The sequence below is a fragment of the Ruegeria sp. BE9 genome (genome assembly GCF_056538765.1).
Genome location: NZ_JBQFTS010000005.1, coordinates 179,328 through 205,610, shown reverse-complemented (window position 1 = coordinate 205,610; position 26,283 = coordinate 179,328). Strand labels below are relative to the sequence as shown.

Here is a 26,283-nt window from a genome sequence, read left to right as displayed (position 1 = left end):
GTAACAACCCGTCTTACTCAACTGAACCAACCCGAGTATTTATATGTCAGCCGTCGACACTCCAGAACAGGAAAGCTGGTTCCACAGGAATCAACAACGCATTGCGCCCTGGCTGTTTTTGGCGCCAGGCATGCTGTTCTTCATGGTCTATGTGATCATTCCGGTCTTTCAGTCCTTCAACCTGTCGCTTTATGAATGGGATGGGCTTGGCTCTGCTGAATATATCGGGTTCCGCAACTACGAAGATCTGTACTGGGAATGGGTCGATCGAGACGCCTTTTATATCTCGCTCAAAAACAACCTGATCTGGTTGATCCTGTATTTGGCAGCGATCCCGGCAGGTCTGTTCATTGCCCTGTTCCTGAACCAAACCGTCTGGGGCATCCGGCTTTATAAATCGCTTTTCTTCTTCCCCTTCGTGATCTCGCAGGTCGTGGTAGGTCTTGTCTTTACATGGTTCTACGATCCAACTTTCGGGTTGCTAAACGAATTCCTTGGCCTGTTCGGCCTAGGGCCTCTGAACGTTCTGGGGGATGAAACGCTGGTGACCTACGGCATCATCTTCGCCGGGCTCTGGCCGCAAACGGCTTATTGTATGATCCTCTATCTCACCGGTTTGAACGCAGTGGACCCTGAACAGATTGAGGCAGGACGTCTGGACGGCGCAAAGGGCCTGCGGATGCTGTGGCATATCATCCTGCCGCAACTACGCCCTGCCACTTTCATCGCTTTCGTTGTCACCATTATCGGCGCGCTGCGGTCTTTCGACCTGATCTCGATTATGACCCAGGGCGGGCCGTTCGGCTCCTCACGCGTACTGGCCTATTACATGTTCGAGGTCGCGCTCTCCGAATACGGCTTCCGCATGGGCTATGGCGCAGCCATTGCGGTGATCCTATTCCTGATCATGCTCTGCTTCATCGCCTACTTCCTGTGGTCGATGTACCGCGAAGAAAAGGGGCACTGAGATGTTTCCCAAACCTATCGAAAAACAACCCCGCGCAGCGCAGATCACCTATCAGGCAATGTTGCCTTTGGCCTTGCTTTTGTGGTTAGGCCCGCTGCTGGCCGTTGCCCTCTTTTCAGTCAAGCCCGAGGCCGATTTCACCAATGCGAACTACTGGGGACTCCCGTCCAGTTTCGAGGGCGCGTTCAACTACGGACAGGTGTTCTTCAACTCGGACATGCCGCGATATCTGCTGAACTCGTTCCTGATCACCATCCCGACGGTGATCGGTGCGGTAGCGCTCAGCTGTATGACCGGCTTTGCTCTAGGGATCTACAAGTTCAAGTCGAACCTCTGGATCTTTTTCATGTTCGTGGCAGGCAACTTCGTACCCTTCCAGATCCTGATGGTTCCGGTGCGCGACCTGACCCTCCAACTTGGCCTATACAACACCAAAACTGGCTTGGTCCTGTTCCACATCGCATTCCAGACAGGGTTCTGCACCCTCTTCATGCGCAACTTTATCCGCGCCCTGCCCTTTGAACTGATCGAGGCTGCCCGCGTCGAGGGCATCAGTGAATGGCGTATCTTCTGGTACGTTGTTCTACCACTGATGAAACCCGCCATCGCGGCGCTCAGCGTGCTGATCTTTACCTTTATCTGGAACGATTATTTTTGGGCCGTTGTTCTGACCCAAGGCGCCGAAAGCCAGCCGGTCACGGCAGGGATCACCAGTTTCAACGCCCAATTCCGGGCCGCCTACCAACTGATGAGCGCCGGATCGATCGTAGCCGCGCTGCCTCCAGTTGCCATGTTCTTCCTGATGCAAAAACACTTCATCGCGGGCCTGACCCTCGGGGCTGTGAAATGACGTCAAGCCAAAGGTTTGCAAAATGACAAAGATCACCTTTATCGGAGCGGGCTCCACGATCTTCATGCAGAATATCGTGGGGGATGCTCTGCTCACCCCCTCGCTGGCAGATAGCCATTTTGCCCTGATGGATATCGATTCCGAGCGGCTGGCTGAAAGTGAGGCTGTGGCCCGCGCGATGATCCGTTCTGTCGGAACGGGTGCAACAGTCTCAACCCACACCGAACGCCGTGCGGCGCTGGATGGCGCGGATTTTGTAATCACTGCCTTCCAGGTCGGTGGCTATAAACCCTGCACGGTCACGGATTTCGAAATCCCCAAACAATACGGTCTGCGCCAAACCATCGCCGATACACTCGGCGTAGGAGGCATCATGCGCGGCTTGCGAACGGTTCCGGTTCTTTGGGACGTAGCACACGACATGATGCAGCTTTGCCCGAAGGCAACTTTGCTGCAGTACGTCAACCCGATGGCGATCAACACCTGGGCCTTGGCCGAGCAGTTTCCGACGTTGAAACATGTCGGCCTCTGCCATTCCGTACAAAATACGGTCGAGGAACTGGCCCATGATCTGGACCTGACCAAGGACGGATTCCGCTATAAGGTCGCGGGTGTGAACCACGTCGCCTTTTTCCTGCGGCTCGAGCATGGAGGCCGCGATCTTTATCCGGCGCTAAGGCAGGGCTATGCCAGCGGACACCTACCGAAGCCACCACTGTTGATGCCGCGCTGTGCAAACAAAGTCCGGTATGAGGTGATGGATCATCTGGGTTATTTCTGCACCGAAAGCTCGGAACATCTGGCCGAGTATGTGCCTTGGTTTATCAAAGACGGACGGCAAGATCTGATCGACCAGTTCAGCATACCGCTGGATGAATATCCAACGCGCTGCGAAGAGCAGGTCGCCAGCTGGAAAGAGCAGGCCAAAACCCTGACCGACGGGCGAAACATCGAGGTCACCCGAAGCCACGAGTTTGCTGCTGACCTGATGAACGCCATCGTCACCGATACGCCCTATGTGGCGTACGGCAACCTGCCAAACACAGGGCAAATCCCGCAACTGCCATTGGGAGCTGCCGTCGAAACGCCCTGTTTGGTCGACACGAACGGTATCCAGCCTTCGGTCGTGACGGACATCCCGCCGCAACTGGTCGCTTTGATGCGATCGCAGATCAACGTTCAGGAACTGACCGTGCGCGCCCTGACCGAGCAGAACCCCGAATACATCTACCACGCAGCGATGATGGACCCTCACACCGCGGCCGAACTAGACTTACGCCAAATCCGCAATCTGGTGACAGACCTTCTGACTGCACATTCAGACTGGCTACCGGATTGGTGCCAGCCCGCCAAAGCCGCTTGAAAGGGCTCAGCGAATGACTAAGAAACGCCGCTCACAGCATTGGTACGGAAAGCTCGATAAGGACGGGTTTATCCACCGATCCTGGATGAAGAACCAGGGCTTTCCCGATCACGCCTTCGACGGGCGCCCGATCATCGGCATCTGTAACACGTGGTCTGAGCTCACCCCCTGCAATTCGGGCCTGCGCGATCTGGCCGAAGGCGTAAAGCGTGGCGTGTGGGAGGCTGGAGGCTTTCCAGTCGAATTCCCCGTCATGTCGCTGGGCGAAACCCAGATGAAACCCACTGCTATGCTGTTCCGCAACCTGCTGGCAATGGATGTCGAGGAATCCATCCGCGCTTATGGCATCGACGGCGTGGTCTTACTGGGAGGTTGTGACAAAACCACGCCCGGGCAGTTGATGGGCGCGGCCTCGGTCGATCTGCCGTCGATCGTCGTCAGCTCCGGTCCGATGCTGAACGGTAAGTATCGCGGACAGGATATCGGCTCGGGCACGGACGTTTGGAAATTCTCCGAAGCTGTTCGGGCCGGAGAGATGACTCTTCAGGACTTCATGAACGCTGAGTCTGGTATGTCCCGCAGCGCAGGTGTCTGCATGACTATGGGCACGGCCTCGACTATGGCGTCTCTTGTTGAAGCAATGGGTATGTCATTGCCGACAAATGCTGCCCTGCCCGCCGTTGATGCCCGCCGCATGGCTCTGGCACATTTGACCGGCAAACGGATCGTTGAGATGGTGGACGAGGACCTTAAGCCTTCGGACATCCTGACAAAGGAAGCGTTCGAAAACGCCATCCTCGCAAATGCCGCCGTTGGCGGGTCGACCAATGCAGTGGTTCACCTACTGGCTTTGGCAGGCCGCGTAGGTGTAGACCTAACGCTCAAGGATTTCGAAATCGGCTCAGAGATACCACTGCTGGTAAACTGCATGCCCTCGGGCAAGTATCTGATGGAAGATTTCTGTTACGCGGGCGGTGTTCCAGTCGTTCTGAACGAGCTAAAACCCTACCTGCGACCGGCCAAAACTGTACTGAACCGGGATATCTCGGCCCACTACGAAGGTGCAGAGTGCTTTAACACCGATGTCATTCGCTCCTTTGATGACCCGGTGAAACACGCCGCTGGCCTGCGTGTGTTGCGTGGAAACCTAGCGCCCAACGGAGCGATAGTGAAGCCTTCGGCCGCGACGGATGATCTGCTTGAAACAGAAGGCGAAGCCTATGTCTTTGAGAGCATCGAAGACCTGAAAGCAAATATCGACCGCGAAGACCTGCCGGTGACGCCTGAGACTATTCTGGTACTCAAAGGCTGTGGCCCCAAAGGGTATCCCGGCATGCCCGAAGTCGGCAACATGCCAATCCCAGCGCGGCTGGTGAAAGAAGGCGTGCGGGACATGATCCGCATCTCAGACGCACGTATGTCGGGCACTGCGTTCGGCACGGTAATCCTACACGTCAGCCCCGAAGCTCAGGCAGGGGGTACTCTGGCGCTGGTCAAGACCGGTGACCGTATCCGCGTTTCGGCCAGCAATGGCGAGCTCGAGCTGCTGGTCGAACAAAAGGAACTGGATGCCCGCCGCACAGCGTGGCAACCGGACGACCCGCATTACACCCGCGGCTACGCGAAACTCTATATCGACCACGTTCTGCAAGCCGATCAAGGCGCAGACCTAGACTTCCTTGTTGGCAAAGACACCCGCCTTGTTACCAGAGAGAGCCATTGATGGAACAAACAGCCACATTCCACGATTTGAACGGCGCCTCGGTCTATATCACCGGTGGAGGTTCTGGCGTCGGAGCAGCACTGACGGATGGGTTTCTGGCCCAAGGTGCGAACGTAGCTTTCATTGGCCGTTCGGATGCCAGTGGCTTCGTCGAAGAAATGCGCGACAAACACGGCCGTGAACCTTTGTTTATGCAGGGCGACATGACAGATACCGAGCTGCTGCACACCACAATGAAAACCGCAGCCGAAGCGCATGGCCCGATTAAAGTTCTGATCAACAATGCCGCCAATGACCAACGCCATTCACTGGAAGAAACCACAACGGAGTTCTGGGACTGGATGATCGAGGTGAACCTCAAAGCGTATTACTTTGCCTGTCAGGAAGCAGCCCGGCACATGAAGGGGCAAGGTGGCGCAATCGTCAATTTCAGCTCGATCAGCTACATGATGGGAAATGCCGGATACCCAATCTATACAACTTCGAATGCAGGGATCACCGGTATGACGCGTTCGCTGGCGCGCGAGTTAGGACCGCAGAAAATCCGTGTCAATGCGCTCGCTCCGGGATGGGTCCTGACCCAAAAACAGCTAGACATGTGGGCCACGCCAGAGGACTTGGCAGCCCATTTGGATCGCCAATGTCTCAAAGAACACCTGACGCCCGAGGACATGATCGCTCCGACCTTGTTCCTTGCTTCCGAGGCCAGCCGGGCCATGACCGGCCAATGCATGGCTGTCGATGGCGGCGTCGTAGTAACGGGATAAAACCATGAAGACCGAATGGATCGCTGTCGATTGGGGAACGTCTCATCTGCGGGCTTGGGCCATGCAGGGTGACACTGTTTTGAAACAGTCGCAATCGGATCAAGGCATGGTGCGTGTCGCCAAGGGGGACTTTCAGGCGGCGCTGCTCGACCTGATCGAAGACTGGCTGGGGCCTGAACCTGTCGACGTTGTGGCATGCGGCATGGTCGGCGCAAGGCAAGGTTGGGTTGAGGCCCCCTACTCTGCAGTGCCATGCGCGGCGACCCCGGTTCCCCCGGTACGTGTTCCGAATAGTGATCCGCGGATCCGCGCATTTGTGGTGCCAGGGTTAAAGCAGAACTCACCCCCGGATGTGATGCGTGGTGAGGAAACCCAGATCGCCGGTTTCCTGGCCGACCGCCAAAACTGGGACGGCGTTATCTGCCTACCCGGCACCCATACTAAGTGGGTCCAAGTCAGTGCCAGCGAAGTCATAAGCTTCAGAACGTTCATGACCGGAGAAATGTTCGATTTGTTGCGGGGACAATCGGTTCTCAAGCACTCGGTCTCGGACGGATGGGACGATACGGCCTTTGCTGAAGCTACCGCCGACACATTGTCGAAACCTGAACAGTTGGCCGCCCGTCTGTTTGGGCTTCGCGCCGCTGATTTGCTGGAAGGGCAAGACGCTGGTGTGGCGCGTGCGCGGCTTTCAGGTTATTTGATTGGGGCAGAATTGGCCGCAACACGAGCTTATTGGCTTGGTCAGCAAATCGCGATTATTGGCGCCGAAGGTCTATCCGAAGTTTACGCCAAAGCCCTTCAGCAACAAGGTGCCTTTGTCGAGACCGCCAACAGTACTCGATCCACACTAGCGGGCCTTGGACAGGCCCGTGTACTCGCGAGGCAAACCGCATGAGCCGCCCCATCATAGCAATCTTGCGCGGCTTAAAACCGGCAGAAGCTTTAGACGCAGGGCGTGCTCTGATCGAAGCAGGTATAGACAAGATTGAGGTCCCGCTTAACTCTCCGGACCCTTTGGATAGCATTGGCATCCTGACAGAGGCCTTTGGCAGCCAAGCCTTGATAGGTGCAGGAACCGTTCTGACCCCCAAGCAGGTCGATGACGTGGCGAGTGTTGGCGGCAAACTGATCGTGTCGCCAAGCTGCGATACGGACGTTATTTCCAGAACCTGTGAACTTGGGCTGGAAAGCTGGCCGGGCGTGTATACTCCGACCGAAGCATTTGCCGCACTAAAGGCCGGGGCGACTGGATTAAAACTGTTCCCCGGCGTGTTGGCTGGCCCAACTGGGTTGGCTGCGCTGCGTCCCGTGTTGCCCAACGGCACTTTGGTCTACGCCGTTGGTGGCGCGGGGCCAGAGAACTTTGGGCTATGGATCAAAGCCGGAGCAGATGGTTTTGGAATTGGTTCAGCCCTGTTCAAACCCGGCATGTCCGCCTCAGAGATAGCGAACCGCGCTCAACAGATCGTTTCGGCCTTTGACGAGGCCGCCGGATGAGCACAGTCTTTGATGATCGCCCATGCGAATTGGGCGAGGGTCCGCTATGGCATCCTGAGCGGAAGCAGCTCTTTTGGTTCGACATTGTAAACAAGCGCCTTTTGACACAGGAGAAAGGTGCCCAACAAAGCTGTCAGTTTCCCGAACACGTTTCAGCCGCCGGATGGGTGGATCACGATACGCTCATTATCGCCTCGGAAACAGGACTATGGCGGTTCGGATTGGCCACCGGAGAGAGAGAGCTCGTCGTACCGCTGGAAACGGATAACCCCATAACCCGGTCCAATGACGGAAGGGCCGATCCTTGGGGTGGTTTCTGGATCGGGACTATGGGCAAACATGCCGAAAAAGGCGCAGGATCAATCTATAGGTTTTGGCGAGGTGAACTGCGTCAGTTGGTACAAGACGTAACAATCTCAAACGCAATCTGTTTCGCACCAGACCGCTCTTGCGCTTATTTCGCAGACACAGCCGAAAAAAAGGTTATGCGCTGGAAGCTTAATGCCGAAACCGGCTGGCCCGAGGGGAACAGCACCGTGTTTCTGGATTTGCGAGTCGAAGGTTTAAACCCGGATGGCGCAGTCGTCGATCTCGATGGGAATGTCTGGGTTGCCCAATGGGGTGCACACCGCGTCGCGGCCTACAGCCCAGACGGGACGTTTTTGAAAGCGGTCGATTTTGAGGCGGCACACACATCTTGCCCCGCATTCGGTGGTGACGATCTAACGACCTTATTTTGCACAACAGCGCGCGAAGGGTTGAACGAAGAGACCCTACTAAGCCACCCTTCCAATGGCATGACCTTTGCGGCCACTGAGGTCGGCAAAGGACAACCTGAACACAAGGTCATCCTATGAAGCCTGAACTTGGCGTGTGTTATTACCCTGAACACTGGCCCGAAGAGATGTGGCCGGCAGATGCCGCACGCATGGTAGAAACTGGCCTGAAGTGGGTTCGGATCGGCGAGTTTGCGTGGAGCCGACTAGAGCCCTCGCCTGAAGACTTGCGCTTTGAGTGGCTGGACCGGGCGGTAGAGGTTTTAGGTGCAGCTGGCCTGAAAATCGTAATGGGGACGCCAACGGCAACACCTCCGCGTTGGATGCTCGACAAACACCCAGATATGCTGGCGTGCGACGAAAACGGGCAATCCCGCAAGTTCGGCTCTCGACGGCACTATTGCTTTAGCCACCCGGGTTACATCGAAGAATGCGAACGAATTGCGCAGATAATGGGCGAGCGTTACGGCCGCAACCCACACATCGTGGCGTGGCAGATCGACAATGAATACGGCTGCCATGATACAACCATCAGCTATAGCCCCGTTGCTTTGCGTGCTTTTCAAAACTGGCTGCGCGAACAGTACGGCACCATCGACGCGCTCAACACAGCTTGGGGTAACATCTTCTGGTCAATGGAATACGCCACGTTCGACCAGATTGAACTGCCAAACCTGACGGTCACCGAACCTAATCCTGCTCATGTTTTAGCCTTCCGCAGGTTTAGTTCGGACCAAGTTGCGGTCTTCAACAAAGCGCAGGTGGATGTTTTGCGGCCCCTGACAGATGCTCCGTTGTTGCATAACTATATGGGCCGCATTCTGGACTTTGATCACTTCAAAGTAGGCGCCGACCTGGATATCGCCACTTGGGACAGTTACCCGATTGGATTTCTTTCTGATCGCCTAGAGGCAGATGAAGACCATAAGACGCGGTTCCTGCAACAAGGTGATCCCGATATGCAGGCCTTTCACCATGATCTTTACCGCGCTGTCGGTAAAGGGCGCTGGTGGGTCATGGAACAACAGCCGGGCCCTGTTAACTGGGCCCCTTACAACCCTGCGCCTCTGCCCGGTATGGTTAAGCTATGGTCGCTTGAAGCCGTCGCCCATGGGGCGGAAGTCGTCAGTTATTTTCGGTGGCGGCAGGCTCCGTTTGCCCAGGAACAAATGCACGCCGGGTTATTCACGCCAAACGACCGCCCTGCCCCAGCATTGTCTGAGGCGCGCGAAGCCGCTGACATCCTTGAACAATTGGGGCAAATAACTCAGTCAAAGGCGCAGGTCGCCATAGTGTTCGACTATGCTTCTCACTGGGCTTGGGCAACCCAGCCCCAGGGCGCAGGATTTGACTATTTCAAACTGGTGTTCTCGGCCTATCGCGCCCTTCGACGGGCGGGGTTGTCCGTGGACTTTGTATCGCCGACAGCTATCCCCGACGAGCGTTACAAATTGGTTCTGGCACCTGGTCTGGCGACCATAGAAGGAGCGCTGGAAGAAAGCCTGACAGGCAATTGCGACCTAGCAATACTCGGCCCACGCAGCGGTGCAATAACCAGAGATTTTCAGATCCCAGAAACGGGACGCCCTGGTTTGCATAGTCTGGAGTGTGAGGTGGAATTGGTTGAAACCCTGCCGCCTAATGTGAAGCGAGAGGTTATCGGCGGTGGTGCAGCGCTCCATTGGATAGATCGTGTGTCTGGCGACGCCAAAGACTTATTGGGTTACGCGGACGGGACAAGCGCGCTAAAGGGCAATGACAGCGTTTGGTATTTGTCTGGATTCCCTGACGAAACACTGTGGGACAGGCTGATTGAATTGGCAGCTAAGCAGGTTGATTTAGACTTACAATCCATGCCCGATGGCCTTCGGCGTCGCGAGACGGAAAATCACACATTCCTGATCAACTACAATGCCACTTCCGTCGTGTGGAACGGGCAGGAAATCCCAGCGTGTGCCGTTGCCATCGAAGCCAAAGGATAATCTCCCGCAAACACCTTCAACACTCAGAGAACCCCAATCAGTGCATTGAAACTGGGGGCGCCAGCTTCGTTGTTCAATCGCGGAATCCCTTAGGCTAGGGTCGGTTAATGGTTCTGCCACACTGACACCCCATGCGGAGGGATCAAGTCTGATCCGATCAAGTATTGCCGACCTCTTGCCTCTGGCAGCGCCTTTGGTTTGGCTCCGTAATTGAAAGCAAAACCCAAAGTCCCCCGATATGTGATGCGCAGATCTGCGTCACATTTCATCATAGGAACGTTTGCCCATTCAAGCGCGTCGGTCAGTACTGCTTGCAACAATTCGCCACGCGGGATCATTGCAAAGTACATGGCCCGATCCGATTGCACGACTGCAGGACTTCCATCCCTGTAAGCACTTGAAAAGCGGGCGATTACGCGTTGTTCGGTTTCAATGATCTCACGCCAGCCAGTAAATTCATGGTGCGTACCGTCGCTTAGGCATACTGTCTCTCGAGCCAGATCCGGTAACGACTCCACGCGTTTCACTCGAACACCGGTCAACTCAGCCAATTCACCCGGGGCTAAGTTTTGCGGCGTGTGCATGTCCATCGTTTTGCTGCCCGCCCGAGCCCCGATGAGCAGCTTTGCCTGACTGTTTTGTAACTTTGTCGCCAAATCCGATGATACGATCATGCTTTGCGGGACAACGATCAGTTTATAGCCCGTCAAATCATCCTCGGGTCCGACAAAGTCCAGATCTACCCCCAGAGAACGCAACCCAGCATACCATTCGCGAAAGATTTGAGCATTGGGGAAGGCATCGTCGTGCGGCAGGATATCTGCGGCCCAAATTGATTGGTAATCCAGTAAGATGGCCACCGATGCCTTGTCACACGTGGCCGCGGGCAGCGACGCACGCTCTTTTACCACCTGAGCCATTTCCAATGCGGCCTGATCCGGGCTTCCGTCCGAGCGCAACAGCGCAGTGTGGAACTGCTCCTGGGCGAACTTGGCTTGTCGCCAGCGAAAGTACATCACCGCCTGCGCCCCGTGGGCATAGGCTGCCCAAGTCCACAGCCGAACCATTCCGTCTGCGGGGGAAGGGTTCTTTTCGGCCCAATCAACCGGGCCAGGTTGCTGCTCTAGTATCCATACCCGCCCTTTGCCCTGTGATCTGTAAAGATCGCAATGAAACCCCTGATAGTCTGGCGCTCCGGTCCGCAAATAGCGGTGTTTTTCCTCGTCGGTCAGGGATGAGCCCAACAAGTTGCCCAGCGGATAGCTATCGAAGCCAACGATATCCAGATCTTTGGCCACGGTATGGTGGTCGAACTCAAAGCTGCCCGCCATGAAGTTATGGGTGATATCGCGGCCAGGTGAGAACGCACGCAGAATGTCCGCCTGAGCCCGGTTGAACAGTCTTACCCGGTCTGAGGAATATTGCGCAAAATCCAGTGCGTGGGTTGGATTGGGATTGGCCACCAGACCATTGGGCAACTCGATCTGGCCAAAGCCGGAATAGGCTGATGCCCAGAATACAGTGCCCCATGTTTGATTCAGGTTATCGATGGATCCGTAACGGTCTTTTAGCCAGCGTTGGAAACCGTCGCGCGCCGCATCCGAATAGCTGAGCACTGTGTCGTGGTCGTTATACTCATTGTCGATCTGCCAAGCGTGAACATGCGGGTTCTCGCCATAACGGCGTGCGTACTCGGTTGCGATCCGGCGGCACTCGGCAAGGTAAACATCGCTGGAAAAGCAATAGTGTCGCCGAGATCCAAAGCCCCTCACCCGGCCATCTGGGCCGACCGGAAGAATTTCGGGATGTTCATCGATCAGCCATTTCGGAGGAGCAGCCGTTGGCGTGGACATCATTACGCGCAGGCCCGCATCGCCCAGAATTTCTATCACCTCATCCAGCCAATCCCATTTGAACTGACCACGTTCGGGTTCGATCAGACCCCACGTGAACTCGGCAATGCGCACCCAGTCGATACCCATCTCAACCATCCGCCTCGCATCTTCGCGCCAAAGCGACCGATCCCATTGCTCAGGGTAGTAACAAACCCCCAGTTCCAGTTTGCTCATCGGTCTTCCCTCGCCGTTCGGCGCTCAATCCATTTTAGGAAACTGGCGCAACCCAGTGTGATCACGACGTACAAAATTGCCGCTGTGTTAAAGGGTGCGAAGGGAAGGAAACTGGCTGCCTGAAATTCGCGCATCCGCTGGGTCATATCGCGAACCGACAGGATCGACAGCAGCGAGGTGTCCTTGATCATCGCAATGAACTCATTCCCCAAAGGAGGCGTTACGATGCGTAGCGCCTGCGGTAGGATAATAAGCCGCGCAGTTTGCCATCGCGACAGACCCAGCGAACCGCCAGCCTCAATCTGCCCTCTTGGAATGGCCTCGATGCCAGACCGGAAAATTTCGGCCATATAGGCAGAGTAGCCGACCGAAATCGCGATGATCCCTCGTGTCATGTTGGTCATGTCTATGCCACCGCCGGTGGCATCTTTGACCGCACCCGCCAGAGGCAGGCCGATGTAGAGAATGATCACCAGCATTGGAATGCCGCGGATGGTATCAACAAAGAACTCAGCACCTACTGCCAATGGGTGCAATTTGTGTTGGGCACCGCCAACGGTCAGTGTCAGCAACAGAAAGCCAAAAACGGCGAACGCGAGAGCCGGATTGCGATACGAGTCCGGCAAGAAGCTGGTTTGCCAGATCACTGGGTATCCCTTGGTGTTCGTGCCGACCGGAACAAAGGCGCCTGAAACGCTTTCTACCGTTTCAATCTGCTCAAGCGCGGTGGCAGCATCTGGCGCGCTGCGGATGCGGAACTGCTGACTTTCTCCCTCTTGAAACTCGCCAAATCGGATCACGTCAGCTTGGGCCTGCGGCGTACCGCGGACAATTGCGATGCGCGCATCCAGAGAGCCCACCAACTCATACTGAACCTTGGGCTGCATGAAGAAGAACGCTGACGCCGCCAACAGGGCGAGGCTGATGCAGCCATACGTGACGGTCGTGCGCGCTTTGGGTTTGAATGATTGAAGCCCTACCCAAATCAGGCCCAGAATTGCAGCAAATATATAGGCGAAAATGGCCGCTCGGAACGTAATCGCCACCCCGGTCGCAAACTGCCAATGCGCCATGAACATCAAGTAGAACAGCACCCCACCAGTGAGGATTTCTAACCCCAACTGCACATATCCACGCAACGCTTTAGAAAAACGAGAAGACCAGAGGATGGTTGCAACAACTAAGGCATAAACCACTAGTACGACTTGCAGGCCGGTCTGCACTTTCGCGACGACTTCGGGGAATAGAACCCAAGTCTGGGAAGATCGGTCGATCAGAGTCGATGTGTTTTCGCTGAGCGCATGAAAAAAGACGGATTCTGCGAAAGGCATCAGCACTTGGGGGGCAACAAAGCCCAAAACCGCCAATGCAATCGCTGATGGCAACGCTGCCACGGCTGCTAAACGCAACCAAGCTGGTGCAACAGTATGGAACCGCGCATGGCGGGCGCAGAGATATCCCAGAATGGCCACTGTAAGAATGATCAGGAACCCGACGAAAATCGGCCCTGCATTGTTGCCGATCCCCAAAATCGCAATCAGCGAACGCAGGTATTTCGAGGAGGTGGCAAACAGATAGATTATAAACGGAGCAGCGGCGAGCAACACGAGGTTGCTCGGGCGGATCGAGCTTAGGCGCGACATGGGACCTCTCTGCGGATAGGCGGCCCGATCACCAACGGAACCGGGCCGTTATTGGAAGAACCGAGTTATTCAGTACCCCAGTATTTTCCGATCAATGCGTCCAAAGTGCCGTCCGCCTTGATCGCCTCGAGCCCGGCGTTGATAGCGTCAACTGTGGCGTCGCCTTCCTGAAATACGATGCCAAGCGGGTCTGATTGCAGTCCCGTGATACCAACGGTCAACTCGCCCGCAAACTCTTGCTCATAGGCAGCAGCCGAAGTGCCATCGATGATGACCCCTTGTACGTCAGCGTTCTGCAAGGCCAAGATTGCGGCGGAGAAATTATCATACAGGCTGACGTTCTCACGCCCGACCAATTCCTCAGCCAATTGCGCATTGGTGGTTCCGGTTTGCGCCGCCAATTTCTGACCACCCGCTTTGAAGTCATCCAGCGTCATGTCCGCGTTGTCGACTTGCAGGATAATTGCCTGACTGACCACGATATAAGGTTCAGAGAAATCCATCGTCTCTTCGCGTTCCGGCGTAATTGAGACGCCCGATATCACCAGGTCGAACTCGCCCTGCTGAAGTGCTGCAAAGATGCCGTCCCAAGCAGTGTTGACGAAATTCGGGACGCAATTCACCTTGTCGCAGATCGCATTCATTACATCGACGTCAAAGCCCACGATCTCACCCGTTGCCTCATCCACCGTTTCCATCGGCGGATAGGTTGCATCGGTTCCGATCTTCAAAACACGCCCTTCCAGGTCGGCGGCAAATGCCGCTGGTACGGCGATTGCGGTCAGTGCCGCAGCGGCCAGTAGATTCTTGAACATTCTCATGTACTCCTCTGTTGGTCTATTTGATTGACGCCATTTGCGGCGCAGGGGTGTCAGGTTGCCGCTCGATTAAGGTGGCCCTGATCTTTTTTTGAGTTTCGGATGGATCGGCCCCGTCCAGGGCTTTCAACATGTACTCGCCCAGCAGACGGCTGGTCTCTTCGATCGGTACGTAATAGGTGCTGGGCGGAGGCACAAAATAGCGGCTGAGCTGCAGGTCGTCGGTTGAAATCACCGCTATATCGCGACCAACCCTGACTCCGGTCTCATGGGCTGCTGATAAGACGCCCAAGGTCATGGCTTCGTTCGCACAGACACAGGCCGTTGGTCGATTTTCAAGCCGCATCAAAGCTTCAAACGCTTGCCGGCCAGTACGCGCGGTCGTAGGGCCGCTGAAAACCAATTCGGCATCCGGGGCTAAATCGGCCGCCTTCAAAGCTTCGGTATATCCACGACGGCGTTGCGTCGCATAGATTAACTGGGCCGGAGGGTTAATGAGAGCTATGCGCCGGTGCCCAAGCCGAACCAACCGAGCAGTCGCGTCATACGCCGCTGCCTCACTGTCTATATCTACATAAGCATGCGGCATCTCGCTTTCACTCATACCCATAGTGACAAACGGGAAGTCATTCCGCTGCAAGAAAGCTATGCGCGGGTCGTCATGCAAAGTGCCTGAGAAAATGACTCCATCGGCCAGTCCATCCTGAACAATTCGGGCCAGAGTGCTCATCGCGTCCTCAACATCTGACACGTTGAAGACGCTCAATTCATATCGCGAGTTCTGGATCGCCCCGGATATCCCCGCCAAAATACGGGTGAATTCAACACCTTCCCATTCTTCTTCGGCATCAGGTGAGACACTTACGAGGACTGCGATGCGATACGATTTGTTCGTTTTCAGCTTCAACCCGTCCAAATTCACCCGATATCCCAGCCGGGCCGCAGCTGCCTGAACCTGAAGGCGTGTTTCCTCTTTTACTGACGCCGCGCCACGCAAAGCATTCGAAACCGTGCCAACAGAGAAACCGGTGTCCTTAGCAATCGACTTTATGGTCGCGCGTGCCATCACCCAGCCCCCATCGAAAGTTGCTGCCGCAGAAAGTTCCGACCAGTCACCAGAGTTTCTAAATGCCGCGCGGTTTCGTCGTGCTCTACGAAAAGATCAGCACAGGGACTGTGCTCCAATATTCTCAGGACACTATCCCAGTCCACAATGCCATGTCCGAGATTGCGCCACCGGTCATCCCCATCCCCGGCGGTCGGTTCAGCGTCCTTCGCATGGATCGAAACAATCTGATCTGCATAACGAGCCAACAACTCCACTGGCTCCGGCATTGACACCGCAAGCCAACCTATGTCCGGCTGCCAAAAGACGTGATCCTGCGACAGGATCAGATCTAGTGGGGTTTCTCCGGCCCTCCCTGCCAGATCGAAGTCGTGGTTGTGATAGGCCAACCGAATTCCATGCGAGTTCAGCTTTGCCCCCCAATCAGCCAATTGGCCCGATACCGCCATCCATCCCTCAGGGGTATCGGGCCTAGCCTCGGGCGCCAGCCACGGCATGACGGCCACTTGGCATTCAGTCAGCTTCAACAATTCCAGAGTTTCGTCAAATCGAGTTGCAAAATCTTCCCAGTCAAAATGCGCTGAACGGACATTCAGGCCGGATTGTTGGACTAGCGACGCTACAGACTGCGGGGAAAGGTCATGAAACCCAACGGTTTCAACATCGGTGAAGCCACACGCCGCAACTAGTTCAAGTTGGGCTTTCAAATCCCCGACCTGCCGGACGGTATAAAGCTGAGCGGATACGCGCATTGAGTGCTTTACTGATGTTTGAAACGTTTCAATAATGTTGAAACACCACGCCCCGCTTTGTCAAGCACAGTGACGGAGAGGCAGGTTGATAACAGTTTTGGCTTAGGTAGAGTTGGTCCCAATCGCCCCCAACCACAATTGTGACCGGATAAAACTGGATTGCTAAGGGGCGACCTGATAGTTAGCGCTAAACCCGCCACGCGCCTAACAGGTTCTGACGATGAAAATTACCCGTACTGACTTCCCCAAAGACTTCTTCTTTGGCGCCGCAAATTCGTCTGATCAGAACTACGCACAGACTCGGGCAGGAGTGGATGAATGTAAGAAAGGTGAACAAGACGGTGACCACCTGAACCAAGCCGCACAGGATTTGGACCAGGTCCGCGATGCCGGTTTTGACGGTTATCGTTTTTCAGTCCGTTGGGCGCAGATCCTGCCTGAAGGGCATGGTCAAGTTAACCCAGAAGGTCTGGATGAGTACGACCGTTTGGCAGACGCATTGCTTGAACGCGGCATTCGCCCTTGCGCAACACTGCACCAAACAGAGTTGCCCGCACCACTCACAGATCTGGGTGGTTGGCGCAACCGAGATATCGCCGGGTGGTTCGCTGATTTCACCGAGTTGGTCATGGGCCGTATCGGAGATCGGATGTACAGTGTCGCGCCGATCCATGACCCCGCCAGCGTAATCAGACCAATGCTCGCTGAAGGAAACCGCGTGTCAAACCCGGGTGACGAACGCACAATGGCGCGTTCGATGCATCATGTTCTGCTGGCCCACGGTCACGCGATAGAGGCGATGCGTGGTTTGGGAATGTCCAACCTCGGAGCAACCTTCGCGTTGCAGTTAGTTGATCCCACAGATGAAAGCGCGAAAGCAAAAGAAGCGACCGATCTTTGTGACGCTCTTCATAACCGTTTTTTTCTAAGTGGCATCTTCAACAAAGCCTATCCGGAAACTGTGCTGGAGCGTCTTGAAACTCTAATGCCTAGGGACTGGCACAGTGATTTCGACACGATCGGAGTCCAGCTAGATTGGTGTGGAGTAAACCTCCACTCCCGCAAATTTGTCGCCGCTTTCGACACGTCAAACCCCGGCTTCAATGATACCGTCTCCGGGCTATCCACAGCGGAAACAGGCTCAGGGATCACGCCCGCTGAGCTGACCAAGGCGCTGACCCAAATCCAGAAGCATTACACCAAAAACCTACCGATTTTTGTGACCGAGACCAATCTGGTCGATGCCGAGAACCAGCAGAGATTTGATCGGACCACCAACCTCGAACAGCATCTCAAAGCAATCAAAACGGCTCTTACAAACGACGTTCCGGTGAAAGGTTGCTTCCTTCCTTCGCTGGCCGAAGGTCAAGAACACGCTGTCGAAGATTCATTCAAGGCAGTTAAAGCTGCACTGGCAAAGGGTGCCGTTTCACTACCATTGGCACAACCCGCTGGATCCATGCACGAACATTGGAATCTGGTAGCGGATATCGGAGGCACGAATACTCGGCTTGGCGTGGTTTCGAACGGAATCTTGACCGACCTACGCAAATATCCAACTGGTACACTCACTGAATTGTTGGACGCGTTTCACAGCCTGCGGGATGAGATCGGAACCGACCCTCGTGCCGTGGTTGCCGCGGGCGCTGGACCTGTACGGGACGGAACGATCCGCCTGACCAATGCTAATCTCAATTTGTCGGAAACCGACATAGGCCGGGCAACCGGCGCACAACATACGTTTGTGATCAATGACTTTACGGCCGCCGCGTGGTCGGTAGCTGAAATCACCGGCGACCACGTCGAAGTATTGCAAGGACAGGCAAATCCTCCCGCCGGCACACGCCTAGTTGTGGGTCCGGGCACCGGCCTTGGCGTCGGTGCTCTGCTATATTCGGACGGACGCTATCACACCGCTTCGGGCGAAGGCGGGCATATCGGCTTGTCACCGCGCCACGAGGACGAAGTGGAAATCTTCCGGGCGGCTCGTCACATCGCTCCGGATTGTTTCTTTGACGATACTCTGGTGCTCGAGGCTGAAATGTTCCTCAGCGGCACTGGCCTGCCGGTTTTGTATCAAGCAGCCGAAATGGCGTCAGGGAAAGCCGACGCTTCCGTGCGGAGCGCCAGAGACATTCTAGAAGATGCGCGCTCTGGAACAGATCCGATCGCAGTAAAGGCCGCGCACATGTTCACCACGCATCTGGGCGCCGTCATGGGAGACCTTGCCGTTGTGTTGATCCCTACTGGTGGCGTATTCTTGGTCGGCGGCGTCGCTGAAAAGAACCGTTGGTTGTTCAAAGATGCGTTCTGCGATGCCTTCAATGCTGGCGGTCGATTCAGCGAATTGCGTCGCTCGTTCAATCTCTATGTGTCGGAACAGGATGAATTTGGCATTGTTGGCGCTAACAATTTCTGTAAAAGTGCACTGACGCGGTAGAATAGCCGCATGTCCCCAAGAAACTGAAAGGTCCCGGCATGATCCTGTGCTGCGGTGAAGCCCTGATAGACATGATCCCCACCCCAACCGATTCCGGGGTTGATGGATTTGTTCCTCACTCCGGTGGCGCCATTTTCAACACCGCAATTGCCTTGGGGCGACTGGAGGCGCCGGTCGGAATGCTGACCGGTCTTTCGTCAGACATGTTTGGACAACAGTTGGCAGATGCCCTTCAGTCCAGCCATGTGGATGCCAGTCATGCTATTCGCTCGGATCGGCCAACCACTCTGGCCTTTGTTCAGCTAAAGGACGGGCACGCCACCTACAGCTTTATGGACGAAAACTCGGCTGGTCGAATGCTGACGCCTGAGGATATGCCAGCCCAACTACCCGCAGTGACCGCGATGTACTTTGGCGGCATCAGCCTTGCATGCGAGCCTTGTGCTGACGCCTATGCTGCGTTGTTGGATCGTCATGGATCCGATCGTGCAATCATGTTGGACCCGAACATCCGGCCGGGGTTCATTAAAGACCAAACCCGCTATCGCACTCGACTGAACCAGATGATCGCTCAGGCAGATATCGTGAAGGTCTCGGACGAAGACCTGGATTGGATCGTTCCCGGCCCAGAGAACGTTTCTGACAAGGTTCCACTACTTCTGCAATCCGGGCCAGCCGTGGTGATTGTAACAAAGGGCGGCGATGGTGCGTCGGGCTATCTTGCGGATGGATCCGAGACCTCAGTTCCCGTTAAGCCAGTAACGGTGGTCGATACTGTGGGTGCTGGCGATACTTTCAACGCAGGCGTGTTGGCTCAGCTTGAACATGCGGGAAAGCTCGACAAATCCAATCTGCGCAACCTGAAAATTGAAGACCTGCAGGCGGCCCTCGCCAAAGGCGCAGAAGTTGCTGCCGTTACAGTATCCCGCGCCGGGGCCAATCCACCTTGGGCGCACGAACTTTGACCCAAGAGGCAACGAGATGAAACGATCAGACGTCAACGCAATCAAATCCGAGGCTGAGGCATTTATCCGCTCGTTCGGGGCAGTTCTTCCGCCTTTTGCTGACTGGTCGCCTGACCAAATGCGTAGCGACAAGGCCGCGAGCATCCGTGAGCGTGGGCTGGGTTGGGACATCACAGACTATGGCCAAGGCCGCTTTGACGAGTTGGGTTTGTTTCTGTTCACTCTGAGAAATGGCGACGTTCGTGATCTGCAAAACGGTCGTGGGATGCTGTACGCCGAAAAACTACTGGTATCTCGGGAAAAGCAGCTATCGCCGATGCACCGCCACATCATTAAGGCCGAAGACATTATCAACCGCGGTGGCGGAGATCTGGTGATGGAGATTTATGCCTCGGACGACCAGGGCGGTATTGACCGCGACAACCCTGTTGTTGTGCCCAGCGATGGCTGCGCGGTCACAATCAAACCGGGCGAATTAATGCGCCTCAAACCCGGCGAGAGCGTCACTCTTATGCCCGGAATCTGGCATGCGTTTTGGGCGGAACAAGGCGACTGCCTGATCGGTGAGGTATCTACCGTCAACGACGACCGCACAGATAACGTGTTCGAAGACCCAATCCCTCGGTTTGCGACGATCGAAGAAGACGCCGAGCCAGATTTCCTGCTGGTTTCTGATTACCAAACCTAAGCCTTTTCGGCTTGTGACAGTTGCTAGTAGATGCGCGCCGGGCAGTGAAACTTTTTACCGCCCGGGCATAAGTTACTTTTCTTAAACCGGAAAACCGCCTTAACATGATCTGCAATATGTGAATGATTGTCACAGGCCAATCGGCCGGTATCCAGGAAAGGATCAGTGTGATGGTGACGAAAGCAGAGCTAGAGGCACAAGTCGCGGAACTGCGCCGCCAATTGGCTGAACAGTCAGATAATCAAAAATCTTCTGCTGATCATAAATCTGACGGACCTGCCGAAGCCGCTGCCGAGAAGTTAACCGACAATCTGGAAGCATGGTCGACGCAGCTTGATGAGGCTTTGACCGAACTAGAAGACCTTCCTCACAAAAGGCCAATCCTGTTTGCCCTGGGCATTTTCGCGGTTGGCTATCTGCTAGGCCGATCCCGGTAGGAGCCAGAACATGAGCCGTATTTCCCGAAATATCTCGATCATTCTGCGCGCCGAAAGGTTAATTGCGCAACGCCATCTGACCATTGTCGCCAAACGCACCGGTTTCTATGCCGCTGCTGGCTTGGCAGTAGGGCTAGCTGTAATCATGCTGAACGTGGCTGGTTTTTTCTGGTTGTCCGCAACCCTTTCCAAACCGCTGTCTGCGCTCATTCTGGCTGCCGCAAACCTACTGCTGGCGATCATTCTTGCCCTGTTAGCCAACGCGCAGAACGTGCAGGCCGACACCTCAGCCGCGATTGAGCTTAGAGATATGGCTATGCAGGACATTGAAACGGAAATTAAGGACAGCTTGTCTGATGCCCGCAATACCGTTTCAGGCCTGAGGCGTGATCCGATTGGTATGCTGACCCCAGATGTGATCAGCGCAATCCTCAGCACTTTGGTCAAGTACGCGCGACGCCGTAAGGAATAGCGCGCCCAAACCTTACTGGACCATCTTACTAGCAGCCCGCGCGATCACCATTTCCTCGTTTGTGGGAATGGTCAGGATGCGCACCCGACTGAAGTCGGTCGAAACAACCGTGCCGCCGTCTGCGTTCCTGTTGTGATCCATGTCAATGCCGATCCAGCGCATCCCGTCACACACCAGTTGACGGATCAAAGCCGAGTTCTCACCAATGCCCCCGGTAAAGACCAGCGCGTCAATCCCTTCCAGCGCTGCAGACAAAGCCCCGAGTTCGCGGCGAATGCGGAACACGTAATAGTCGATGGCCTGACGGGCCTCTGGTGTATCAGCAGCCTGAAGTGTGCGCATGTCCGATGAAATACCCGAAAGCCCCAGCAGGCCGGATTTGCGGTACAGGATTTCGGCAATTTCATCTGCCGTCATACCATCCTGCTGCATCATATACAGTAAGACGCCCGGATCGAGTTGGCCGCACCGTGTCCCCATCGGTAGACCGTCCAAAGCCGAGAACCCCATCGTCGAAGCCACGGCCCGCCCACCGGACACGGCACACATTGATGCCCCGTTACCCAGGTGTGCGATCACCACCCGGCCATCATACAGCCCGGGCGCGACTTCCTTCAGTTTCTGCGAAACATAGTCGTAGCTCAGGCCATGGAAACCATAGCGGCGCACACCCTTTTCGTAATAGCTCTGCGGTAAAGCAAACGTATCGTTCACCCAAGGGTGCGTACGATGAAATGCTGTATCAAAACAGGCCACCTGGGTCGTTCCCGGAAAGGCCGCGCTGGCCGCGCGAATACCGGCAAGACTGTAGGGCTGGTGCAGCGGTGCAAACGGAATGAACCCTGTCAATGCGTCGATGACGCCTTCATCAATCAGAACAGGCTCGGAGAAAACCGTACCGCCGTGCACAACCCGGTGCCCAATGGCACGAACATGGATGTCTGGAAGGAACTCTCGGGCCATTTCCAAAAATGCGTGGATCGCCTCATCGTGGCTTTTGGTGTTGGACAACGGACGATTGATCGAACGTCCTCCGGCGGATTGAGCAAGCAGGCGAGGTGCATCACCAAGCCGTTCAATCTGGCCGCGCCAACGCATGCTGGGGCGGTTGCCATCGACTAGTTCGTACAAAGCAAACTTCAAAGAGGAAGAGCCGGCATTCAGTGCCAGAACATGATCAGCCATTAATTTTGCCTTTGTTTGCCGTCGCATGCAAAGCTGCAACCGCGCATGAAGCCAGCCGCGAGGCGTCGTCATCCGACCGCGAGGTCAAGATAATAGGAGCCGCTGCTCCTACCACAATCCCTGCCGCTTCGGCGTGGGAAATAAATGTAAGCTGTTTCGCGACCATATTCCCCGCTTCGATATTCGGAGCGACCAAGATATCTGCAGCGCCGGCAACAGGTGAAGTAATGCCTTTAGTACGCGCTGCATTCAGATCAACCGCGTTGTCCATGGCCAGCGGGCCATCCACCAGGCCTCCGGTAATCTGCCCGCGCTCTGCCATTTTAGACAGAAGGGCTGCATCGACAGACGATGGCATGTGCGGGTTGATCGTCTCGACCGCGGACAGCACGCCAACCTTGGGCGTTTCGATGCCAATGGAATGAGCCAGATGGATCGCATTCTGAACGATATCTGCCTTGGTTTCCAAATCAGGGGCGATGTTAACCGCCGCATCCGTAACCATGATCGGCCGCGACATGCCGGGGACATCCATTACAAACACATGTGACAACCGGCGCCCTGTCCGCAGTCCCTTGTCACGACGCAGAACGGCATGCAGCAAAACATCTGTGTGCAAATGCCCCTTCATCAGGGTTTGAGCCTTACCCTCGACCACCAGATCAACCGCGCGGTGGGCGGCGGCTTCGTGAGTGTTTGCCGCTACGATCTCAATCCCGGATAAATCTGCGCCCAACTGGTCTGCGGCGTCGGCAATCTTGTCCGGATCACCTATCAAAATCGGTGTGATTATGTTGTTGGAATGCCCCAACAAAGCGCCACCGAGTGAATTCGGTTCTTCCGGTGCAACAACAGCCGTTGGCATCGGGTCTAGTGGCCTTGCCTTTTCAAGCAGCGCGGCAAAGTGACGGTGCCGTTGGACAATCAAACCCGGCACTTCGATAGAGTCGAATTCCATGTGATGCGTCGGAGGGGTGACCTGCACGTCACCGCTCATGATCAGGGCATTGTCACCGACCCGCCGCACTTCTGCGGAGCAAACCAAATCACCGTCTTCTCGCTTTTCCAGGATCGAAACGAAAGCGGTTAGTTCATCACCCGCAAGAACGGGTATGTGAAATTCTAGATTTGCCCGGCGTGTTTGAGTCCCAGCACCCGGCAGGATGTTCCCAAGAACCGCAGCGACTAAACCTGCCGGCCACAATGCGGGTGCAACAGCCTCGGGACGGCCGTCGCCATCACCATCGTAACCCGCCAAATGCAATGGATTATGATCGCCGGAAGCCGATGCAAAGGCATACAGATCGTCCACAGTACACAACCGCGTAAGCTGAGCTTCGTCGCCGACTTTCAGCTGCGAGAAAGTTCGGTTTTCGTGAATTTTCATTTTGGATTTGCCTTGTTCGTAACGGCTTTAGTGTTCGCCCGGGGCTTGGTTGCAGAGCGGGGCTTGGAAGCCGATTTCTGTTTCGGATCCGGAAGGTTGAGCGTGTCGCATAGAGCACGTGACATGTCCATCAACTCTTGCGATGGCTCGGGGATATTACCCAGAATACGCTGGATCATCTCGACCGCCAACTTTCTGTCTGCAGCCTGTGGTAACAACTCTGGCAAAGACTCGATCGCGCTTTTTTCGTCCAAGGTGACGATGACCGTCTGTTCATGCAGGATCCGCTGGCGTTGTTCGACAGTCATTTCCTTGAAAGGAGTTTCTTGCTTAAAGACATGCGCCCACCGATGCAGGCTCTCGGCCCGGAAGCTCTGATTGCTCTGCCCAAGCAGCACCAATATGCGGATAACAGCTTCGGCCAGACCACCTTGTCTCATATGCGCAAGTGCCGCCTCAACCTGGGGCAATGAACGCAGCGTTTCGGGATCGGGCAAGGTGCGTTTGGCTGCGTATTTACGTCCGAACCACGCGGCGAATGGCCCGCCCCAGAGCGAGAAGAAGGTCGCCTCGTACCAAGCATCTCTCAAATCACGGCTCAGATCCATCGACTGTTCGATCCAGTCTGCCGAGAGTTTTTCGAGTTCCAGAAACGGGTTCTCTTTCTCTACCAAAGTGCGTTGTGCTCGCACTGCCTCTGCCAGGCTCTCAACCCCCTGCATGACCGGAGATGTCGAAGACATGATCGCTCGCTGCTGACGCAGGGGATGCAAATCGCGCAAGGTCTTTGCCGCCATCGGAGTTGCCATAGCCTGCACCATTGGACGTCCAAAGGTCTCGTATGAATTCGCCTGAACTTCGGACATGTGTGCCACGGCGGCAAAGCTGTCTTCGTCCTGTTGGCCGTCATCCAGCGCGGCCACGTCCGCCAATGTCCGGTCATAGAAACGAACCTCAAATTCCTTATCCCGCCCCTCTCCGACCGTGTGTTCTATTACCATCTCATAAAGACCGGGTGCCATCGCTTCGACCGTTTCCAAGGTCGATGCCAATTCTGTATGCTCTTTGCGGGCTACCTTAGATGACACGAAGATCCCCAGATGCCCGACCTCTTCGTGGAGCATGTAAATGATCCTTTGCCCACGCAGACGAATTTCTTCCTCATCGGCATAGGTCGCTGCAATCCAGTTTAGCGCCTGTTGCGGTGGGGTAATGTTGTCACCCTGACTGGCAAATACAAAGATCGGACCCTTAACTGCCTTGATATCGATCGGCACCCCAGGCTCTAGTTGTGCGGTGTTCTTGACCAGACGGTTGCCGACAAAAAGCTGTTCAACAATCCAATGAATTTCGGCTTCGTTCAGGATAAAGTACCCGCCCCACCAACGCTCAAAATCAATAAACCGTTTTCGACCACCTTCCGGGTCGCGATAGAGGTCAAAATACTTCCCAAAGTAATTGCGACTTGGGTTAAGTAGCTCGAAATTCATGACCAGATTGGCGCCATCGAACTGACCGTTTCCCAAGTCTGACCAGAACATCGGTTGCCAAGTGCCGCCCAACACACCCGCATTGTACCTCATGGGGTTTTCGCCAACTTCCCCCGACCATGGAGCGATAGGTGCGCCGTTCAGGATCAGTGGGCCGGTCAAATCAGGATTGCAAGCCGCCATCAGTAAAGTCGCCCATCCGCCCTGACAATTGCCGGTTACAACAGGTTGAGGGCTTTCGGGGTGGCGCGCACGCACTGTGCGAACGAAACCGGCCTCAGCATGCATAACATCTGCTAGGGTTTGTCCAGGAACCGGGTCGCGACCAAAACTGACAAAGTAGACCGGATGTCCTTTGGCAAGCGCTACTCCCACCTGGCTATCAGGCTTGAAACCACCTATCCCTCCGCCATGCCCTGCGCGGGGGTCGATGATGATGTAGGGGCGTTTTGTGTCTTCAACTTCCACACCTTTAGGCGGCAAAATTCTAAGCAACTGATAGTTACAGGGCCGTTTTAGCAAAGCGCCATCAACGACGACCTCATAGTCATAGATAAGGACAGGGGGACACCCCGCTGCCTCATGCTCCAAAAACACATCTCCGCGCTCTCGCAAGGCGTCCATTGTCAACACGACCCGCTGACTTGCGTCTTTTACATAGGCGGCCCAATCTTCGACCGCTGTGCCAGAGCGCATAATCCGTCGCGACACATCAGTCAGCCCCTGCACCAGGTCGCTCGACCGCTGCGTATGCGCCCGGGCAATATTGCCAGATTGCAGTGCTACGGATGTCTTCAACAAATCCCATTGAATGCCAGAGCGATCCAGAGCACGAGCCACGAGATTAGCTGTTTTGTCGTACCCTGCCGCTGAATTTACAGCCAAGTTGGGGCCCGTTTTCGAACCATTCGAACGCGCATCCTTGGTCATAAGCCTTTCCCCA

Annotated in this window: 22 protein-coding genes; 14 read left to right on the top strand and 8 right to left on the bottom strand. The window is 55.4% G+C overall.

From position 1 onward, the window contains the following. Positions 1-43: 43 nt before the first annotated feature. The 9 genes from ACR0EO_RS15120 to ACR0EO_RS15080 are packed head-to-tail and all read left to right on the top strand — an operon-like array spanning position 44 to position 9,928. Positions 44-967 (top strand): carbohydrate ABC transporter permease, encoded by a 924-nt coding sequence (locus ACR0EO_RS15120; protein WP_480691328.1) that lies wholly within the window; start codon positions 44-46, stop codon positions 965-967. 1 nt (position 968) lies between these two features. Next, positions 969-1,817 (top strand): carbohydrate ABC transporter permease, encoded by an 849-nt coding sequence (locus ACR0EO_RS15115; RefSeq protein WP_480691327.1) that lies wholly within the window; start codon positions 969-971, stop codon positions 1,815-1,817. A gap of 22 nt (positions 1,818-1,839) precedes the next feature. Then, the gene (gene melA, locus ACR0EO_RS15110; RefSeq protein WP_480691326.1) at positions 1,840-3,180 is read left to right on the top strand and encodes an alpha-galactosidase; all 1,341 of its coding nucleotides are present in this window, start codon (positions 1,840-1,842) and stop codon (positions 3,178-3,180) included. A gap of 13 nt (positions 3,181-3,193) precedes the next feature. Continuing rightward, a complete protein-coding gene (locus tag ACR0EO_RS15105; protein ID WP_480691325.1) occupies positions 3,194-4,903 on the top strand; it encodes an IlvD/Edd family dehydratase in 1,710 nt (569 codons plus the stop codon). After that, positions 4,903-5,670: an SDR family NAD(P)-dependent oxidoreductase gene (locus ACR0EO_RS15100; RefSeq protein WP_480691324.1), complete on the top strand. Its 768-nt coding sequence runs from the start codon at positions 4,903-4,905 to the stop codon at positions 5,668-5,670. The genes ACR0EO_RS15105 and ACR0EO_RS15100 overlap by 1 nt, the downstream gene beginning before the upstream one ends. 4 nt (positions 5,671-5,674) lie before the next feature. Then, positions 5,675-6,568 (top strand): 2-dehydro-3-deoxygalactonokinase, encoded by an 894-nt coding sequence (locus tag ACR0EO_RS15095; RefSeq protein WP_480691323.1) that lies wholly within the window; start codon positions 5,675-5,677, stop codon positions 6,566-6,568. Then, positions 6,565-7,170, top strand: a complete 606-nt coding sequence (locus tag ACR0EO_RS15090; RefSeq protein WP_480691322.1) for a 2-dehydro-3-deoxy-6-phosphogalactonate aldolase — start codon at positions 6,565-6,567, stop codon at positions 7,168-7,170. The genes ACR0EO_RS15095 and ACR0EO_RS15090 overlap by 4 nt, the downstream gene beginning before the upstream one ends. Continuing rightward, positions 7,167-8,027, top strand: coding sequence for an SMP-30/gluconolactonase/LRE family protein (locus ACR0EO_RS15085; protein WP_480691321.1), 861 nt, complete (start codon positions 7,167-7,169; stop codon positions 8,025-8,027). The genes ACR0EO_RS15090 and ACR0EO_RS15085 overlap by 4 nt, the downstream gene beginning before the upstream one ends. Then, on the top strand, positions 8,024-9,928 hold the full coding sequence (locus ACR0EO_RS15080; protein WP_480691320.1) for a beta-galactosidase: 1,905 nt from the start codon (positions 8,024-8,026) through the stop codon (positions 9,926-9,928). Before ACR0EO_RS15085 ends, ACR0EO_RS15080 begins: the two co-directional genes overlap by 4 nt. Positions 9,929-10,032: 104 nt before the next feature. Here ACR0EO_RS15080 and ACR0EO_RS15075 read toward each other — a convergent pair whose 3' ends face one another. The 5 genes from ACR0EO_RS15075 to ACR0EO_RS15055 form a co-directional block, all read right to left on the bottom strand. Then, a complete protein-coding gene (locus ACR0EO_RS15075) occupies positions 10,033-11,997 on the bottom strand; it encodes a beta-galactosidase (RefSeq protein WP_480691319.1) in 1,965 nt (654 codons plus the stop codon). Beyond that, positions 11,994-13,640 carry an amino acid ABC transporter permease gene (locus tag ACR0EO_RS15070; protein WP_480691318.1) on the bottom strand — a complete coding sequence of 549 codons (1,647 nt, stop codon included), beginning with the start codon at positions 13,638-13,640 and terminating at the stop codon, positions 11,994-11,996. Before ACR0EO_RS15070 ends, ACR0EO_RS15075 begins: the two co-directional genes overlap by 4 nt. 65 nt (positions 13,641-13,705) lie before the next feature. Beyond that, complete coding sequence (locus ACR0EO_RS15065; RefSeq protein ID WP_480691317.1) at positions 13,706-14,455, bottom strand: basic amino acid ABC transporter substrate-binding protein; 750 nt, start codon at positions 14,453-14,455, stop codon at positions 13,706-13,708. 22 nt (positions 14,456-14,477) lie between these two features. Beyond that, positions 14,478-15,524 (bottom strand): LacI family DNA-binding transcriptional regulator, encoded by a 1,047-nt coding sequence (locus ACR0EO_RS15060; protein ID WP_480691316.1) that lies wholly within the window; start codon positions 15,522-15,524, stop codon positions 14,478-14,480. Further along, positions 15,524-16,276 carry a sugar phosphate isomerase/epimerase family protein gene (locus tag ACR0EO_RS15055; RefSeq protein ID WP_480691315.1) on the bottom strand — a complete coding sequence of 251 codons (753 nt, stop codon included), beginning with the start codon at positions 16,274-16,276 and terminating at the stop codon, positions 15,524-15,526. Before ACR0EO_RS15055 ends, ACR0EO_RS15060 begins: the two co-directional genes overlap by 1 nt. Before the next feature lie 220 nt (positions 16,277-16,496). On the opposite strand from ACR0EO_RS15055, the gene ACR0EO_RS15050 reads away from it, so the two are divergent. From ACR0EO_RS15050 to ACR0EO_RS15030, 5 genes are all read left to right on the top strand, one after another. Then, positions 16,497-18,716, top strand: a complete 2,220-nt coding sequence (locus tag ACR0EO_RS15050) for a family 1 glycosylhydrolase (RefSeq protein WP_480691314.1) — start codon at positions 16,497-16,499, stop codon at positions 18,714-18,716. Between the two features lie 38 nt (positions 18,717-18,754). Further along, positions 18,755-19,681, top strand: a complete 927-nt coding sequence (locus ACR0EO_RS15045; protein WP_480691313.1) for a carbohydrate kinase family protein — start codon at positions 18,755-18,757, stop codon at positions 19,679-19,681. 16 nt (positions 19,682-19,697) lie between these two features. Further along, the gene (locus tag ACR0EO_RS15040; protein WP_480691312.1) at positions 19,698-20,369 is read left to right on the top strand and encodes a D-lyxose/D-mannose family sugar isomerase; all 672 of its coding nucleotides are present in this window, start codon (positions 19,698-19,700) and stop codon (positions 20,367-20,369) included. Positions 20,370-20,539: 170 nt separating this feature from the next. Beyond that, positions 20,540-20,806 (top strand): hypothetical protein, encoded by a 267-nt coding sequence (locus ACR0EO_RS15035; RefSeq protein WP_480691311.1) that lies wholly within the window; start codon positions 20,540-20,542, stop codon positions 20,804-20,806. Positions 20,807-20,816: 10 nt separating this feature from the next. Continuing rightward, positions 20,817-21,278 (top strand): hypothetical protein, encoded by a 462-nt coding sequence (locus ACR0EO_RS15030; RefSeq protein ID WP_480691310.1) that lies wholly within the window; start codon positions 20,817-20,819, stop codon positions 21,276-21,278. 12 nt (positions 21,279-21,290) lie between these two features. On the opposite strand, the gene ACR0EO_RS15025 is transcribed toward ACR0EO_RS15030, so the two are convergent. Genes ACR0EO_RS15025 through ACR0EO_RS15015 form a run of 3 tightly spaced genes read right to left on the bottom strand, consistent with a single transcriptional unit; the run spans position 21,291 to position 26,270 of the window. Further along, positions 21,291-22,463 (bottom strand): acetate/propionate family kinase, encoded by a 1,173-nt coding sequence (locus tag ACR0EO_RS15025; RefSeq protein ID WP_480691309.1) that lies wholly within the window; start codon positions 22,461-22,463, stop codon positions 21,291-21,293. Next, entirely contained in the window at positions 22,456-23,850 is a 1,395-nt protein-coding gene (locus ACR0EO_RS15020) for a bifunctional enoyl-CoA hydratase/phosphate acetyltransferase (protein WP_480691308.1), read from the bottom strand. The genes ACR0EO_RS15025 and ACR0EO_RS15020 overlap by 8 nt, the downstream gene beginning before the upstream one ends. Beyond that, positions 23,847-26,270, bottom strand: coding sequence for a DUF3141 domain-containing protein (locus tag ACR0EO_RS15015; protein WP_480691307.1), 2,424 nt, complete (start codon positions 26,268-26,270; stop codon positions 23,847-23,849). The genes ACR0EO_RS15020 and ACR0EO_RS15015 overlap by 4 nt, the downstream gene beginning before the upstream one ends. Positions 26,271-26,283: the final 13 nt, after the last annotated feature.